General features: G+C 62.4%; 16 protein-coding genes. 4 read left to right on the top strand and 12 right to left on the bottom strand.

Annotated elements, in window-relative coordinates; translation table 11 throughout:
• Window positions 1-26 precede the first annotated feature (26 nt).
• The 9 genes from R1W00_RS12645 to R1W00_RS12685 form a co-directional block, all read right to left on the bottom strand.
• Window positions 27-1196, bottom strand: coding sequence for a DNA recombination protein RmuC (locus tag R1W00_RS12645; protein WP_410901553.1), 1170 nt, complete (start codon window positions 1194-1196; stop codon window positions 27-29).
• Entirely contained in the window at window positions 1193-3073 is a 1881-nt protein-coding gene (mutL, locus tag R1W00_RS12650; RefSeq protein WP_317263116.1) for a DNA mismatch repair endonuclease MutL, read from the bottom strand. The genes R1W00_RS12645 and mutL overlap by 4 nt, the downstream gene beginning before the upstream one ends.
• Before the next feature lie 89 nt (window positions 3074-3162).
• Window positions 3163-4476 carry a pitrilysin family protein gene (locus tag R1W00_RS12655; protein WP_317263117.1) on the bottom strand — a complete coding sequence of 438 codons (1314 nt, stop codon included), beginning with the start codon at window positions 4474-4476 and terminating at the stop codon, window positions 3163-3165.
• Window positions 4473-5837 carry a pitrilysin family protein gene (locus tag R1W00_RS12660; protein WP_317263118.1) on the bottom strand — a complete coding sequence of 455 codons (1365 nt, stop codon included), beginning with the start codon at window positions 5835-5837 and terminating at the stop codon, window positions 4473-4475. The genes R1W00_RS12655 and R1W00_RS12660 overlap by 4 nt, the downstream gene beginning before the upstream one ends.
• A 60-nt stretch (window positions 5838-5897) precedes the next feature.
• Window positions 5898-6470 carry a DUF3035 domain-containing protein gene (locus R1W00_RS12665; RefSeq protein WP_410901554.1) on the bottom strand — a complete coding sequence of 191 codons (573 nt, stop codon included), beginning with the start codon at window positions 6468-6470 and terminating at the stop codon, window positions 5898-5900.
• 55 nt (window positions 6471-6525) lie between these two features.
• Entirely contained in the window at window positions 6526-7002 is a 477-nt protein-coding gene (lspA, locus tag R1W00_RS12670) for a signal peptidase II (RefSeq protein ID WP_317263119.1), read from the bottom strand.
• Window positions 7003-7017: 15 nt separating this feature from the next.
• On the bottom strand, window positions 7018-8607 hold the full coding sequence (gene purH, locus R1W00_RS12675) for a bifunctional phosphoribosylaminoimidazolecarboxamide formyltransferase/IMP cyclohydrolase (RefSeq protein WP_317263120.1): 1590 nt from the start codon (window positions 8605-8607) through the stop codon (window positions 7018-7020).
• 21 nt (window positions 8608-8628) lie between these two features.
• On the bottom strand, window positions 8629-10383 hold the full coding sequence (locus R1W00_RS12680) for a heparinase II/III family protein (protein WP_317263121.1): 1755 nt from the start codon (window positions 10381-10383) through the stop codon (window positions 8629-8631).
• 84 nt (window positions 10384-10467) lie between these two features.
• Complete coding sequence (locus R1W00_RS12685) at window positions 10468-11739, bottom strand: RsmB/NOP family class I SAM-dependent RNA methyltransferase (protein ID WP_317263122.1); 1272 nt, start codon at window positions 11737-11739, stop codon at window positions 10468-10470.
• A 75-nt stretch (window positions 11740-11814) separates the two neighbouring features.
• On the opposite strand from R1W00_RS12685, the gene R1W00_RS12690 reads away from it, so the two are divergent.
• The gene (locus R1W00_RS12690) at window positions 11815-11994 is read left to right on the top strand and encodes a DUF1674 domain-containing protein (protein ID WP_317263123.1); all 180 of its coding nucleotides are present in this window, start codon (window positions 11815-11817) and stop codon (window positions 11992-11994) included.
• A 9-nt stretch (window positions 11995-12003) separates the two neighbouring features.
• Here the strand turns inward: R1W00_RS12690 and R1W00_RS12695 are convergent, their stop codons facing one another.
• Together R1W00_RS12695 and dapB are read right to left on the bottom strand one after the other, a co-directional pair.
• Window positions 12004-12363: a dihydrodipicolinate reductase gene (locus tag R1W00_RS12695; protein WP_317263124.1), complete on the bottom strand. Its 360-nt coding sequence runs from the start codon at window positions 12361-12363 to the stop codon at window positions 12004-12006.
• Between the two features lie 60 nt (window positions 12364-12423).
• On the bottom strand, window positions 12424-13233 hold the full coding sequence (gene dapB, locus R1W00_RS12700) for a 4-hydroxy-tetrahydrodipicolinate reductase (protein WP_317263125.1): 810 nt from the start codon (window positions 13231-13233) through the stop codon (window positions 12424-12426).
• Window positions 13234-13333: 100 nt separating this feature from the next.
• Between dapB and rbfA the strand changes: the two genes are divergently transcribed.
• Genes rbfA through truB form a run of 3 tightly spaced genes read left to right on the top strand, consistent with a single transcriptional unit; the run spans window position 13334 to window position 15435 of the window.
• Entirely contained in the window at window positions 13334-13747 is a 414-nt protein-coding gene (rbfA, locus tag R1W00_RS12705; RefSeq protein WP_317263126.1) for a 30S ribosome-binding factor RbfA, read from the top strand.
• The gene (locus tag R1W00_RS12710; RefSeq protein WP_317263127.1) at window positions 13734-14477 is read left to right on the top strand and encodes a phosphodiester glycosidase family protein; all 744 of its coding nucleotides are present in this window, start codon (window positions 13734-13736) and stop codon (window positions 14475-14477) included. The genes rbfA and R1W00_RS12710 overlap by 14 nt, the downstream gene beginning before the upstream one ends.
• 55 nt (window positions 14478-14532) lie before the next feature.
• Window positions 14533-15435 (top strand): tRNA pseudouridine(55) synthase TruB, encoded by a 903-nt coding sequence (gene truB / locus R1W00_RS12715; RefSeq protein WP_317263128.1) that lies wholly within the window; start codon window positions 14533-14535, stop codon window positions 15433-15435.
• Here truB and R1W00_RS12720 read toward each other — a convergent pair whose 3' ends face one another.
• Window positions 15436-16032, bottom strand: a complete 597-nt coding sequence (locus tag R1W00_RS12720; RefSeq protein ID WP_317263129.1) for an FMN-dependent NADH-azoreductase — start codon at window positions 16030-16032, stop codon at window positions 15436-15438.
• Window positions 16033-16049: the final 17 nt, after the last annotated feature.

Genomic DNA, 16049 nt, shown 5'->3' on the forward strand with positions numbered 1-16049 from the left:
TGCGCGGGGGCGCACAACACTCAACCCTAATCGGTACGGGGCAGCGCGACGATTTTGTCGCTCTCCTCGGGGGCCAGTTCCTCAAAGTCAAAGTTGTCGAGTTTCGCCGCCCGTTTACCCGCGCGTTCGGCGGCGACACCGATGCTTTCGACGTCTTCGCGGGCCTGACGGAAATGGGTGTCCAGCTTGCCCACGCGTTGCACGACCAGTTCCACATCGCGGTGCAGCAGTCGCAGGGTCTTGCGGATCGCGCCCGCCTGTTCGCGCATACGGGCGTCTTTGAGGATCGCGCGCATGGTGTTCAACGTGGCCATACAGGTTGTCGGGGACACGATCCAGACGCGGGCATCGAACCCTTCGCGCACCAGTTCGGGGAAATTCGCGTGCAACTCGGCATAGACCGCCTCGGACGGTAGGAACATCAACGCGCCATCGGCGGTTTCGCCCTCAATCAGGTACTTTTCCGAGATCGCCTTGATGTGGACGCGAACGGCGGTGCGCAGGGCCTTGGCCGCCTCGTTCAACTCATACTGGGTTTCGGCGCGGCGCAGGGCCTCATAGGCCTCCAGCGGGAATTTACTGTCGATCACAATCGGGCCCGGCGGGTTCGGCAGATGGATCAGGCAATCCGCGCGCTTGCCGTTCGACAGGGTGACCTGCATCGAATAGCTGTCTGACGGCAGGGCCTTGGCCACGATATCGTTCAACTGAATCTCACCGAACGCGCCGCGGGTCTGTTTGTTGGACAGGATGTCCTGCAGGCTCAGGACATCGCCGGACAGCTTTTCGATATTGGCCTGTGCCTTGTCGATGGTTTCCAGACGTTGCTGCAATTCGCCAAGGGAGCGCGCGGTGCGGGTGGCCGTGCCCTGTAGGTTGTCGTTCATCGCCTTGGTCACATCGGCAAGACGTTGTTCCATCAGTTGCAGCACCCGCGCCTGACTGGCCGATTGCGCCTCGGACACGTGGTTGAGACCGCCCGCCAGTTGCTGTTGCCCGTCCGACAGGGCCTGAACGCTGCGCCCCAGTTGATCCATCTGATAGATCAGGGGCGTCGACAGATCCGCCGCCCGCCCCGCGCGCCGCAGTACGGCAATCATCAGAACAATCAGGATCAGCGCCAAGCCTCCCCCGATCAAAAGGGCCAGCGTCACAGGATCATCTAACGTCATTTCAGGTCCAAACAGGGTCATCACGTGCGCCCGAACAGGCGTTCGATATCGGACAGGCGCAGTTCCACATAGGTCGGGCGACCGTGGTTGCATTGGCCGGAATGCGGGGTCGCCTCCATCTCGCGCAGTAGGGCGTTCATCTCTTGGGCCTGCATCCGGCGGCCCGAGCGGATCGAGCCGTGACAGGCAACGCGGCTCAGGATCGCCTCAATTCGGTCTTTGACCGTCTGGCTGTCGCCCAACTCGTCCAACTCGTCCAGAATATCGGTCAGCATCGCCTTGGCGTTTACCTCACCCAGAATGGCGGGGGTTTCGCGCACGGCCACGGCCCCGCCGCCGAACGGTTCGATCACCAGACCAAGACGGGCCAAATCATCGGCGATCTCCATCAAACGGGCGGCGTCATTGTCGGACAGATCAACGATCTCGGGGATCAACAGGGCCTGCGCCGCGACACCGTTTTCGGCCATTTGGCGTTTCAGGCGCTCATAGACCAGACGTTCATGCGCGGCGTGTTGGTCCACAATGACGATGCCGGTTTTGGTCTGGGCGATGATATAGTTTTCATGCACCTGCGCCCGTGCCGCGCCAAGGGGCAGATCGGTGTTTTCAACCACCTGCTCAGGCATGGGTTCGACCCGCGCGGACGGCTGATCCGTGCCGTCAAACACCAGCCCCGTGTCGCGCGGGGCCTCGGCAAAGCCGTGTTGGACCGGCGCGGGGGCCTGCATTTGATAGGCGCTGCGGATCGCGCCGGGGTTGGGGCGGTCCATCTGATAGACGTGGTTCGGGCGCGGCGCGGTTTCGGGGCGCATCGCCCCTAATGTCGCGCCCGCCACGGTGGTCGATGCGCGATGCCCCGCCTCGGCCAGCGCATGGCGCAACGCCGACACGATCAACCCGCGCACGATACCGGGGTCGCGAAAACGCACCTCGGCCTTGGCGGGATGCACGTTCACGTCGACCATATGCGGATCGCAATCAACGAACAGGGCCACAGACGGGTGGCGATCACGGCTAAGGAAATCGGAATAGGCCCCGCGCAACGCGCCGATCAACAGCTTGTCCTTTACCGGACGGCCATTGACGAACAGGTGTTGCGCCGTCGATGTGCCCCGCGAATAGGTCGGCAGGGCGGCGTATCCGGTCAGGTGAAACCCCTCACGCTCAGCATCAATGGGGAGGGAGTTTTCCGCGAATTCCTTGCCCAGAATACGCGCCAACCGCCCGTGCAGCGCATCGAATAGGGACCCGTTTTCGGGATCGGCGCGGAAACTGACACGGCCCTCACCCCCGCCCGTCACATCGCGCAGGGTAAAGCCGACAAACGGTTCCGCCATGGCCAGTTTGCGCACCACCTCGCCAATCGCCTGTGTCTCGGCGCGGTCCGAACGCAGGAATTTCAACCGCGCGGGCGTGGCGAAAAACAGATCGCGCAGCTCGACAATCGTCCCTTTGCTGAGGGCCGCGGGGCGCACCTCGGACATCTGACCGCCGTTGACGGAAATCTGTGACGCCTCATCCCCCGCGCGCGACGTGATCTGCAACCGACCGACGGCACCAAGGGACGGCAGGGCCTCGCCCCGAAACCCGAAACTGTGGATGTTCAACAGGTCGCTGCCATCGATTTTCGATGTGGCATGGCGCGACAGGGCAAGGGGCAGATCGTCCGCCGCAATCCCGTGACCGTCATCCGCAACACGGATCAGGGTTTTGCCCCCGTCGGCGATTGTCACCTCGATCCGCGTGGCCCCTGCGTCCAGCGCGTTTTCGACCAATTCCTTGACCGCGGACGCGGGACGTTCGATCACCTCACCGGCGGCAATCCGGTTGATGGCGGCCTCATCCAGCTGACGAATAACGGGGCGATCTGCGCTTATTTGGGGTGTTGGCGAGTTCATACCACAAGAATTAGCACGCAGCGCGGCGATTCTGCCACTGCTTTCGGTGCCGTTCGGGTATGGGAAACGGGCCACGTGGGCCCGCTTGATTAATTGGTGGTCTCAAGGCCCACGGGCGCGCCGACGACGTAGAAATTAAGCGCCTCCGCATCCAGCAATCGCGCCGCCATGCGGTTCACATCGTCCAACGTCACCGCATTTACGCGATCGTTGCGGGTGTTGATGTAATCAAGGCCAAAGCCCTGAACCTGCATCCCCGCAAGGATATTCGCGATGCGCCCGTTGCCATCAAACCGCAAGGGATAGGCACCGGTCAGATAGGTCTTGGCGGTTTCCAGTTCCTCGGCCGTCACGCCATCCTGCGCGGCGCGGGCCCATTCGTCGCGGATGACCGAAACGGCCTCGGCCACGCGGTCATTGGCCGACGCCACTTGGCCCAACAACAGGTCCGCCGATTCCAGCGAGTAGAGATAGGTGTAAACACCATAGGTCAGGCCACGCTTTTCCCGTACCTCTTGCATCAGGCGCGAGCCAAACCCGCCCTCGCCCAGAATGCTGTTCAGGATGAACGCGGCAAAGAAATCGGGATCGTCGCGATCAATGCCCTCATGCCCGAAAATCACCACCGATTGCGGCGTGTCAAACGGGATGACCTGCACCCCACCGGTCAGCGCGAATTCGGCATCCGGCGTCGGCGCCTTGCCCGTTGCGGGCATCCCGTCGAACAACCGGTCCAACATCGGACCCAACTGATCCGCCGTGATGTCGCCCACCACACCGATATGCACGCGGTCCATCGCCATGGTCGCGTTTTTGGCGGCGAACAGGTCATCGCGGGTGATCGCCATCAGGCTCTCTTGGCTGCCCTCAATCGGAAAGGCATAGGGATGATCGCCAAAGGCCGCGCGGTTGAACGCCTGCCCCGCGATGGAGTTCGGATCGGTCGCATCGGACTGGATCACCGAGATCACCTGTCCGCGCACACGGTCAATCGCGTCTTGGTCAAAGCGCGGATCGACCAGCGATTGGTGCAGCAGATCAATCGCCTGATCCTGTGTTTCGGTCAGGAATTCCGCCGACACGGTCACCGCATCGCGATAGACGTCATAGCCGAACGAGGCCGCCAGACTATCGCGCGCGATGGCAAAGGCGCGCGCATCCATGTCGCCCGCCCCTTCCTCAAGCAACGCGCCCATCAGGTGCACCGCCCCGCGTTTTTCGGGATCGTCCAGTGCTGCGCCGCCCTTGAACCGGATTTCCATCGAAATGAACGGGATCTCGGGGCTTTCGACCAGCCATGCGGTGATCCCGCCGGGCGATGTGACCTCTTGGATATCGACATCGGCGGCGGCGGGCAGCGCGCCAAAGACCAGAGCGATGGAAATCAGAATACGCCGGATCATTGGGTCACCTCCGCGGGGGTTTCGGATGCGGGCGGTTCGGGTCGGGTCAGGAACCCCGTCACGGCCTTGTTCCGCTCAAAAATCATGTCGGCGGCGGCCATCACATCCTCGGGCGTGACGGCCATCAAGGTCTCGGTCCACGCCTGCACGTCCTCAACCGAGAACCCCATCGCCAATGCCTGACCGTAACGACGGGCCAGACCTTGGGTGCTATCCTTGGCGTAAATTTCCGACGCGCGGATCTGGGTTTTCAGGCGTTCGAATTTTTCCATGTCGACACCGGTCTCAATGAACGCGGCCACGGCGGCGTCCAGATCGGCCTCGGCCTCATCCAGACTGACACCCGGAACCGGCACGTTGATCAGGCCGAACGACCCGTCATCAATCGAAAACCCGTCATAAAAGGCCGAGGTATAGACCGACCGTTGGCTGTCGAACTGCAACCGTTCGCCAAGGAACGAGGTCGCCGCGTCCCCGCCCAACAGCGCCGCCAACATGGTCAGGGCCGCCGCCGTGTCCTGATCACCAGGATCACGTTCGGGGGCCAGATAGCTGCGGATGACATAGGGTTGGGCGACGCGCGGATCAGTGTAGGTCAACCGACGCTCGGCGCGCTGTGGCGGTTCCTGCGGGCGGGCGCGTTCGGGCAGGTTCGCGCTCGGCGCTAGGGGGCCGTAATAGGTTTTCGCCAGTTCATGGACCTCTTCGGGATCCACATCGCCCGCGACAACCAGAATGGCGTTGTTGGGCGCGTAATAGGTTTCATAGAACGTCTGTGCATCGTCCAGCGACAGTTGCTCCATCTCGTGTTTCCAGCCGATGACCGGCACGCCATAGGGATGGTTCATGTAAAGAGCCGCACTGCGCTGCTCTGCAAACAGGGCACCGGGGTCGTTTTCGGTGCGTTGATTGCGTTCCTCAAGGATCACGTTCCGCTCGGTCGCGACGATCTCTTCGTCCAGCAACAGGCCGGTCATCCGATCCGATTCCAACTGCATCACCAGTTCCAGACGATCCGCCGCCACCCGTTGGAAATAGGCGGTGTAATCATAGCTGGTAAAGGCGTTCGACGAACCGCCGTTGCCCTCAATCAGGGCCGAGAATTCGCCATCTGGGAATTTTTCGGTCCCACGGAACAGCAGATGTTCAAGGAAATGGGCGACACCGGATGTGCCCGCCTGTTCGTCGGCGGCCCCGACCTTGTACCACACCATCTGAACCACGACGGGGGCGCGGTGATCCTCGATCACCACAACATCCATTCCGTTGTCCAGTTGATAGGTGGTCACCTCATCGGCGACTGCCGCACCCCCTGTCAGGGCACAGACGACACCGGCGGCAAAACTTGCCAATCGACCCATCACGCTCTCCACTTTTGGTTGCTATTATAGCTACGCCAAAATGACAGCGGTTCAAGGCCTCTACTTGTTTGTGAAGAAGCTTTCGTCTTTGTACTTGGCCGCGTCTTCGGGCGGCGCGCCGACGGTCAGCACGCCCAGACGACGCCAGCGTTCCAGTTCCGCGAACTGATCCAGAGACAGATCTTCATAGGCGCGGAAATAGGTGGTCACGCTAAAGACACGTTCAAAGAACCGACCGGGATTGTCGCGGCGGAAATCCTCGTCCTCGTCGGCAAGGGTCGTGCGAATGCCCTCGGCCACACCAAAACGGGTGGCGCGCGCGATCAGGGCGCTGTCGGACGCGGGCACGCCGTTGTCATCCAGACGCGACGGGTTCCCGCCCAACGCGGCAACGGCATCTTTCAACGGGGTCGGATCGACACGGTTGCTTGCCCCCGGGGTCGGTTCGGGTAGGGCCGCCAGATCCTCGGGGATTTCGATCGGCTTGTTCGGCAGGATCGAGAACTCGTCGGGTCCCGAGGCGCTTTTCTTAAGGTTCAGCAATTGGGGCGGCGGAGATTCCTCGCGTGAGCACGCCGACACCGCCAGACCCGCCATCAGGCCAATCGCAACTGCTGTGCGCGTCAGACGCATTCCGAACTCCTCTGCCCCATTCTTGGGCCTTGTGTAGCGCAACTGTTTACCCACGTCACGCGGTCTGTTTGTCACCACCAAACACGGCAATAGCGAACACGCCCGCGAAAATCGCGATATCCGCCACATTAAATGCATAGGGATTGGCAATTCCACAACAGGACATGTTCAAGAAATCGGCCACGGCCCCGAACACGATCCGGTCAATCGCGTTGCCAAGCGCGCCACCGACCAACAATCCCGCGCCGATCAGCGCCATTCGGCCAAAGGTCGCCAGATTGCGGCGCGTGTAGATGATCACGCCGATACTGATCCCCACGGCCAGCACAATCAGGACCCAGCGCATCACCGCCGCATCATCGGCAAACAGGCCGAAATTGATGCCGCGGTTCCATGCCATGCGGAAGGTCAGGTAAGGCGGCCAAACCTCGATCACGCCGATTTCGCGCAGGTTCAGCCCCAATACCACAGCATATTTCGTGGCCTGATCGGCCACGAAAGTGATTACAGCGACAAGCCAGAACAAACGCATGTCGCGGCCTCGGGCTTAGTGGCGGAAGTGGCGCATGCCGGTAAAGACCATCGCCAGACCGGCCTCATCAGCGGCGGCGATGACTTCGTTGTCGCGCATCGAACCACCCGGTTGGATCAGGGCAGTCGCACCGGCCTCGGCAGCGGTCAGCAGGCCATCGGCAAACGGAAAGAACGCATCCGACGCCACAACCGACCCTTGGGTCAGCGGCGCGTCGAGGCCCAGAACCTCGGCCATGTCTTGCGATTTACGGGCGGCGATGCGCGTGCTGTCGACGCGGCTCATCTGGCCGGCGCCTACACCCACGGTTGCACCGTTTTTCGCATAGATGATCGCATTCGATTTGACGTGCTTGGCGACGGTCCACGCGAACAGCAGATCGCGCAGCTCGTCCTCGGACGGGGCGCGTTTGGTCACAACCTTGAGGTCATCCAGACCGATATGGCCGTTGTCCTTGTCCTGAACCAGCATACCACCGGCAACCTGACGATAGGTCAGCGCGGTCGCACGCGAATCAGCCAGACCACCGGTGGTCAGCAGGCGCAGGTTCTTTTTGGCGGCGAACACCTCACGCGCGGCATCGGTTGCCGAGGGGGCGATGACCACCTCGGTAAAGATCTGGGTGATCTCTTGGGCGGTCGCCTCGTCCAGTTCTTGGTTCAGCGCGATGATCCCGCCGAACGCCGAGGTGCGGTCGCAATCAAACGCGCGCTTGTAGGCCTCAACAAGGCTGTCACCGCTGGCCACACCACAGGGGTTGGCGTGCTTGATGATCGCACAGGCGGCACCGTTCGCGGGGTCGAATTCCGACACCAGCTCAAACGCCGCGTCCGTGTCGTTGATGTTGTTGTAGGAAAGTTCCTTGCCCTGCCATTGCTTGGCCGTGGCAACCCCCGGACGGTTGGTGCCGTCGGTGTAAAACGCCGCCGACTGGTGCGGATTTTCACCATAGCGCAGACCCTGGGCCAGCGTACCGGCAAACGCACGACGGCGCGGGGTCTCTTGACCAATGGCTGCGGCCATCCACGTCGACACAGCCGCGTCATAGGCAGCGGTGCGTGCATAGGCGATTTGCGCCAGATTCTGACGGAATTTCAGGGACGTAGCGCCATCGTTGGCGTCCAGTTCGTCCAACAGGGCCTGATAATCCTCGACATCCACAACCACGTTCACAAAGCCATGGTTTTTCGCGGCGGCGCGGATCATCGCGGGGCCACCGATATCGATGTTTTCGATGCAGTCGTCATAGTCCGCGCCCTTGGCCACGGTGGCCTCAAACGGGTAGAGGTTCACGGCCAGCAGATCGATCGCGCCGATGCCGTGTTCATCCATGGCCGCGACGTGATCGTCGTTGTCGCGCAGCGCCAGCAGACCGCCATGCACCTTGGGGTGCAGGGTCTTGACCCGACCGTCCATCATCTCGGGGAAACCGGTGACTTCGGACACGTCCTTGACCGGCAGACCGGCGTCGCGGATCGCTTTGGCCGTCCCGCCCGTCGACAGCAATTCGACCCCGCGCTGATGCAGAGCAGTTGCCAGGTCGATCAGACCGGTTTTGTCGGAAACGGAAATCAGCGCGCGGCGCAGCGGCACAAGATCGGTCATCTTGGAGGTCTTTCTTTGTGGTCAGTCAAACGCGGGTTCGTCTTGGACAAGGTCCCTTACGCCGAGCGGTGTATCCTGTGCCTTGGCCAGCGTCCAGTTGATCTGCCCCGTATGTTCGTAAACCCGCCCAGACAGGACGATCTGCCGCGACGGGCGCGGTTTCAGACGGTTGCGTTCCAGATAGACGCTGGGTTCCAGTGTAATCTCGCAACTGCCGTCGTGGCGGAAAATCCAGATCTCGCCGCTCTTCAACTCTAGGGACACTGCCGCGCCGCCCATGTCGATTTCCGCATCCACATCCGGATGCAGGTGAAAGCGCGCGGAAAACGGGATGCCCTCTAGACGCACGCGATCCATCGCCGCGTCCCAGCGTTTCTTTTGCGCGTCACTGAATGCGCCCAACGTGTCCTCGCCGACCAGAACGCGCCCGTCGCTGGACAGGTCCAACCGGCGGGCGTGGATCAACCCGTGCGTCGGGACGTATCCGTTGTGCCAACTGGTGACGCTTGTCCCGTCGGGTTCGGCACCCTGTTGCAGGCCGACCTCGGACGGGATGTCGTCCAGCAATTCGCGCGACAGGCCACCGATCATCCGCTTCGCCCCAAGGCGCGAGGACGAATAGCCCTCAAGCACCAGTGTCGAATGCGACTGTGACGCCCGACCTGCGCGGCGCCATTCCACCCCGAACGATGCGCCAGACCCGCAATTCACGATCACAGGTCGTCGCCCCGATGTCAGTTCAAACCCGAGGGTCGAGGCATGCGCATTCCCCGAGGCCTCGGCCGCCGGCGGTTTCGCGGCGTCAATCACGACGCTGGTCCGTCCGCCCGACAGGCGCACATAGCCCATCGACAGACCCGAATTCGCCGTCGCCCGCACGCCAGATGCCGCCAGCGCATGGTCAAGCCGCCCCTCAAGCCCACGGCCCCCGCCATGGAACCGTGCCAAACCGCCATCCGTGTGGCGCAGCGCCCGCAGGGTCGGGGCAATCCGTTCAATCGCCGCCACATGATCGCGCGACGCAACCTTACCCGCACCCGACAGGGCCGCCGCCGCCCATGTCAGCAGGGTAAACACCTCAAGCAGCTCTTCGGGATTGCGGGTCGGGATGCCGCCCTCGGCGTCGATCTGATCACGGCATTCGCGCGACAGCGCCTTAACCGCAGGGGCGACATGGCGGTCCATTCCGGTCAACGATAGGCCCGCGTAGATCAGCCCGACCAGCGCCTCAAACCGTGGCAATCCGTGTGCGGCACTTTTCCAACGGCGGGACAGGAAAATCGTCTGCTGCCCGAGGGACCGGTAAAACGCCTGTGTCACCTTGGGGTCCTGACCGTTCATCAGGAAAATCGCGTTGTTGATCCAGCGGATCAAACGCCGCCCCGTCAGATCAGGCACCCAGCCGGGGCCGGACCCGCGCCCATGGCGTGTCATCCAGTCCGCGGTCCAGTTCTGTGCACGCAGACGCGCATTACGATCCCCGACGGCGGCCAGATCGTCAAGCCAAGTAAAACCCTGAATTTCCTCGGCAAACTCGATACTGGGCGGCGCGATGTCCCAGATGCTGTGCTCAGGCGCTTCAACCAGAAAACCGGCGAACAGAAAATTGCCGGCGATCAACTGACGGCCACGGGCAAAGGTGCCGATCGTGCGCGGTTCGGGTTGCGACACGAACCCCGTCGCGGGTCGGGACAGCGTACTCAGGCGGGCCTGAACGCGGTCCATAATCCCCCCGCGACCCGTGGTGCGGTGTCCCTGATCTGACGCGACTGTCATCTGGTTTTGGTGCTGCTCTTGGGCGATGTCGGTGCATCGTGACCATAGCCATGGCGCGCGCGCCTGTCACCGGTTGTTTGGCCCTTAGGCGGGTTTGCGCAGCATCACGATATAGAAACCATCCATGCCGCCGATCTCGGGCCAGTAATCGGGGCGCAGGCGCAGGCCGCCCTCGTCGCTGTGCCATGTGTCCTCGACCCAATCGGCGTCGGGTTTGACAACCTCTAGATCGGGGTGACGTTCCAGTGCGGCGCGCGCCTGATCCTCGCCCTCTTCGGGCAAAAGGGAACAGGTGCAAAACACCAACCGTCCGCCCGGTTTCAACAGGCCCAGCGCGCGGTCGATCATGTCCGATTGCAGCGGGAATAGCGGCTTGATCGCCTTGCCATCACGGGCAAAGGGCAAATCGGGGTGACGGCGCAGCGTACCGGTCGCCGAACACGGCGCGTCCAGCAGGATCGCGTCGAACGGCGCGGCCTCATAGGTCAGGGCATCGGCCACAACCACATCGGCGTTCAGCCCCGTGCGGGTCAGGTTTTCGGTCAACCGTTTCACACGCGGGCCGGAAATATCCAGCGCGGTGACATTGGCCCCGCTGGCCGCGATTTGCATCGTCTTGCCGCCGGGTGCTGCGCAGATGTCCAGCACCCGTTCCCCCGCCTGCGGGTTCAAAACCTTGACCGGCAGGGCGGCGGCGGCGTCTTGGACCCACCAATCGCCCGCCTCATATCCGTCCAGCGCGGTGACCTGCACAGTCGCGGGCAGACGTACAGAACCGGTCGGGGTCACCTGTCCCCCCAAACGTTCGGCAAGGGCGGCGGCGTCACCGGATTTCGGCGTGATATCCAACGGCGCACCGGCGGCATGAGCCACCTCAAGCGCCTGAACACCCGCGCGGCCAAGGCGGCTCTCCAACCGGCCACGCAGCCATCCGGGCATCTTTTGCGCCGGCAGATCATCCCAGCCTTCGAATTCCGAGGCACGGCGCAGAACGGCATTGGCCAGCCCCGCCATCGGCGCGGTGTCACGGTCGGCGCGCATCAGATTGACGGCAGCATTGACGACACCATGGGGCGCGGCACCCTCTTGCAGCATCTCGACCACGGCCATGCGCATTAGGATCTTTGCCGCCTCGGGCGGGTGTTTGCGCATCAGGGGATGCAACACCGCATCCGCCCGTCCACCATGGCGCAGCGTGCTGAGGGCAAGGCGTTGCGCGGCGGCCTTTTCCTGTGGGGTAAGTCCGCCCAGCGGCCCAACCGGCCCCGTCAAATCCGACATCTGAACCTGTTCCAAAATCACACCTTGGATCAGGTGCAAGGCCGCCTGTCGTGCGCGATTGCCGTCTTTTGCCATTTTGTCGCCCTCACAGACTTGCTGGATCAAGCCTTGGCCGTATATCAAAGCGGCACAGCGTACAAGGAGAGCGCCATGTCAAACGACATCGACAAGGACCTGCCGCCCGCCGCCCAGCGCGCGCTGGCCGAGGCCGAAGAGCGCCGCAAACAGGCGCAAGCCGCCGAGCTGCCGCCCGAACTGGGTGGTCGTGACGGCCCCGAACCCGTGCGGTTCGGCGACTGGGAGAAAAAGGGGATCGCGGTCGATTTCTGATCGCGCGCCCTAGTGCGTGGACAGTTTCAAATCGACCTGATCGCCCGCGCCGCGTTCGGCGATGAACCGCAGGGTGCCCTGTCCGTCGAACAAAACCACCTGACAATCCTCGGTGTATTCGGTCGATCCGGCGGTCATCTCGCGACAGAAAAAGCCATCGCGCCAGACCCATTCGCCATCCACGCGCCGCCCCAAGGCACGGCCCCGAATTGCGCCCTCGGATGTAACCTGAAGCGTGACGGCAAACGCCTTGAGTGACTTACCAAGGGTCAGGCCGACGAATTCCGACCGTTGCTGAACGGGTCGAAAATCGGATGCCCCGACCCAGTTTGGGATCAAAACGGCAATCACAAGAACGAAAAAACGCATGGCTCCCCCCATTTGTTATAGGGGGGATACGCCACACGTTCGGGTTTAGATCACTTTTTCTCAGAGACCCAGCACATCGACCATATTGTATTCGCCGGGGCCTTTGTTCTGGCCCCAAACCGCGGCCTTGAGCGCCCCGCGCGAGAAAATCCGACGGTCGGTTGCGACATGACGCAGGATGATACGTTCACCCTCACCAGCGAACAGAACATCGTGTTCGCCCACAATGTCGCCCCCGCGGATCGCAGAATAGCCAATCGTGCCACGTTCCCGCGCGCCGGTGATCCCGTCACGCGACCGGACATTGTTTTCGCGGTGATCAATGCCACGGCCCTCGGCGGCGGCCTCACCCAGCATCAGTGCCGTGCCCGAGGGCGCGTCGACCTTGTGCTTGTGATGCGCCTCAATGACCTCGATGTCGTAATCGGCGTCCAGCGCGGCGGCGACCTTGCGCGTCAGTTCGACCAACAGGTTGACCCCGAGGCTCATGTTACCGGCACGGATGATCGGGGCATGACGGGCGGCGGCGGAAATCGCGGCAAGGTGCTCGTCCCCCATGCCGGTCGTGCCGATCACATGGACCGCGCGCGCCTGTGCCGCCAGCGCGGCAAATTCCACGGTCGCCTCGGGCGCGGTGAAATCGATGATCGCCTGCGCCTTGGCGATGGTGGCAACCGCGTCGTCGCTGACCAATATACCGGTATCGGGACGCCCGATCAGGGTGCCAACGTCCTTGCCGACCCAGTTATTGCCTGTCCGTTCAATCGCGCCGACCAGTTTGGCGTCGCTGCTGTCCAGAACGGTTTGCAGCAACATCCGGCCCATACGGCCAGACGCACCGGTGATCACAATTCCAGGTAGATCAGACATGGCAATTCTCCGCGCAGTACTTTGCCCCCGTTTAGATCAGTCCGCAGACAAAGGCAAAGCGTCGCTTGCACGAACCCGATGCATCGCCTAGATGGGCAGAATGGCAAAGAACAGATTTTCAACGGGCTCTGGCCCTTCGCAGCGTCAGTTGCGCGTCGGCGAACTGATCCGGCGCACCTTGTCTGACGTTCTGGCACGTGGGGATATCCACGATCCGGAACTGAACCGCATGCCCATCACCGTGGCCGAGGTGACCGCCTCGCCCGACCTGAAAATCGCGACGGCCTATGTGATGCCGCTGGGCGGTCAGGGCGCGGATGAGGCACTTGCGGCGCTGCGCCGGAACAAGGGCGAAATCCGCCGCGCCATTTCCAAGGAAATGACCCTGAAGTTCGCGCCCGACATCCGGTTCGTCATCGACAAGACGTTTGATCAGATGGACGAGACCCGCCGCCTGTTCGCCCAAGACGACGTGCGCCGTGACATCGAAGGGGCTGGAGATGAAGAAGAGTAAGCGCCTCGCCGCTTGGCTCTTTCTGATGCTCTGCTGTGCACCGGCGGCCCATGCGGCCTGTGAGGTGCGCGCGTTCGACGGTCAGGACTATACCGTCTGTACGTTCGACCCCGCCGCCGATGACATCCGTCTGTTTCGCGCGGATGAAACGGGCACCATTTTCGGTAGCTTTTTCCGCCTGAAAAACCATCTGGCCGAGCGTGACCAGACCCTAAGCTTTGCCATGAACGGCGGGATGTACCACCCCGACCGATCCGCCGTGGGTCTCTATATCGAAAACGGTGGCGCCCCCGAACAACGCCTGATCACCTCGGACGGGCCCGGAAACTTTGGCCTGTTGCCGAACGGGGTGTTCTGCTTTGGGGATGGCCATGCAGCGGTGATTGAGAGCCTGCGGTTTCAGGCCGAGGCACCCACCTGTCCCAACGCCACGCAATCGGGTCCGATGTTGGTGATTGATGGGGACCTGCATCCGCGGTTCCTGCCCGACAGCGATTCCCGCTATATCCGCAATGGCGTGGGCGTCGATGATACGGGGCGCGTGTGGTTCGCGATTTCGGACGCGCCGGTCACGTTTCACGAATTCGGGCGCCTGTTTCGCGACGGGCTGAACACCCCCAACGCCCTGTTTCTGGACGGGAATATCTCGCGCATTTATGCGCCCGAGGTGGACCGCGTCGATGCGGGCTTTCCCATGGGGCCGATCATCGGCGTCGTCACCCCCCGTTGACGGGCCGCGCCCCGTTCGATAGCAGCCGCACCCGAGCATAGACCGGAGAGACAAGATGGGCCGCCGCAAAGGACGCGATATTTCAGGATGGCTGGTGGTGGACAAACCCGCAGGCATCAGTTCGAACGCCGTCGTCAATAAGGTGCGGTGGGCCTTTAACGCGAAAAAGGCGGGCCATGCGGGTACCCTCGACCCCGAGGCGACCGGCGTTCTGGCGATTGCCCTTGGCGAGGCGACCAAGACCGTTCCCTATATCACTGACGCACTCAAGGCCTACCGGTTCTGCGTCCGTTTGGGTCAGGCGACCAATACCGACGATGGTGAGGGCGAGGTGACGGAGACCTCCGATCTGCGCCCCAGCGACGATGACATCCGCGCAGCCTTGTCGCAGTTTACCGGCGACATCATGCAGGTCCCGCCGAAGTTCAGCGCCGTAAAGATCGACGGTGAGCGCGCCTATAAACGGGCCCGCGACGACGAAGACTTTGAGATCGCCGCGCGTCCCCTGTTTGTCGAGAGCCTTGAGTTCGTGGAACGCACTGATGATGACCATGTCCTGTTGGAAATGGTGTGCGGCAAGGGCGGGTATGTCCGTGCGATCGCGCGCGACCTTGGCGCGGCTTTGGGGTGCTTTGGCCATGTTCAGTGGCTGCGCCGGATCTGGTCGGGCCCCTTTGACGCCGAAGACGGGATCAGCATCGAAACACTGGACGAACTGGCCAAAACGCCCGAGTTGGACGATCATCTGTTCCCGCTGGAACAGGGTCTGGTCGATCTGCCGGAACTGGTTGCCACGGATCAGGGCGCGGTGCGTCTGAAGAACGGCAATCCGGGGATGGTTCTGGCATCAAACGTCGAATACGGCGATGAGGCTTGGGCGTCCTATCAGGGCCAAGCCGTCGCCGTCGGCGTCTATCGCGCGGGCGAGTTGCACCCCGCCCGCGTCTTTAACCTCTGATCACGCGACCAGTTTTTCGACCTGTTCCTGCGCCGATTTGAACGACCCTTCGGGGTCGATCGAACCCAGATCGGCGTTGATCATCTGAACGTCCGTGATGCCGATAAAGTTCAGAACGAATTTCAAATGGGTGCTGGCGAAATCGCCTTCGGACCCGATGGCCGTCCCCCCCGAAGCAAAGTTCAGGATCGCCTTTTTACCGGTCAGGAACCCGACGGGACCGGTTTCGGTGTAACGGAAGGTCACGCCGACGCGGATGATCATGTCGACCCAAGCCTTCAGGCTGGCGGGAATGCCGAAGTTGTACAAAGGCACGCCGATCACGATCAGATCCGCGGCCTTGAGTTCTGCAATCAGGGAATCCGACAGCGCCAGCGCCTTTTCCTGTTCGGGGGTGCGATCCTCGGGCGGGGTAAAGTTCGCGGTGATCCACGCCTCATCCACCAGCGGCAAGCGGTTGGTCACATCACGGACGATGACGGTTGCATCGGGGTGCTGCTCGGTCGCGCGCGCGATGATCTGGTCGGCAAGCTGGCGCGAAACCGACGTGCTGTCGGACCGCGCGGACGCGTCCACGCGCAGAATTGTGTAAGTCATAATGAGTTCCCTGTCTC

Origin of the sequence: Rhodovulum sp. FJ3, from assembly GCF_032918305.1 — a bacterium.
GTDB lineage: Bacteria > Pseudomonadota > Alphaproteobacteria > Rhodobacterales > Rhodobacteraceae > SAT37.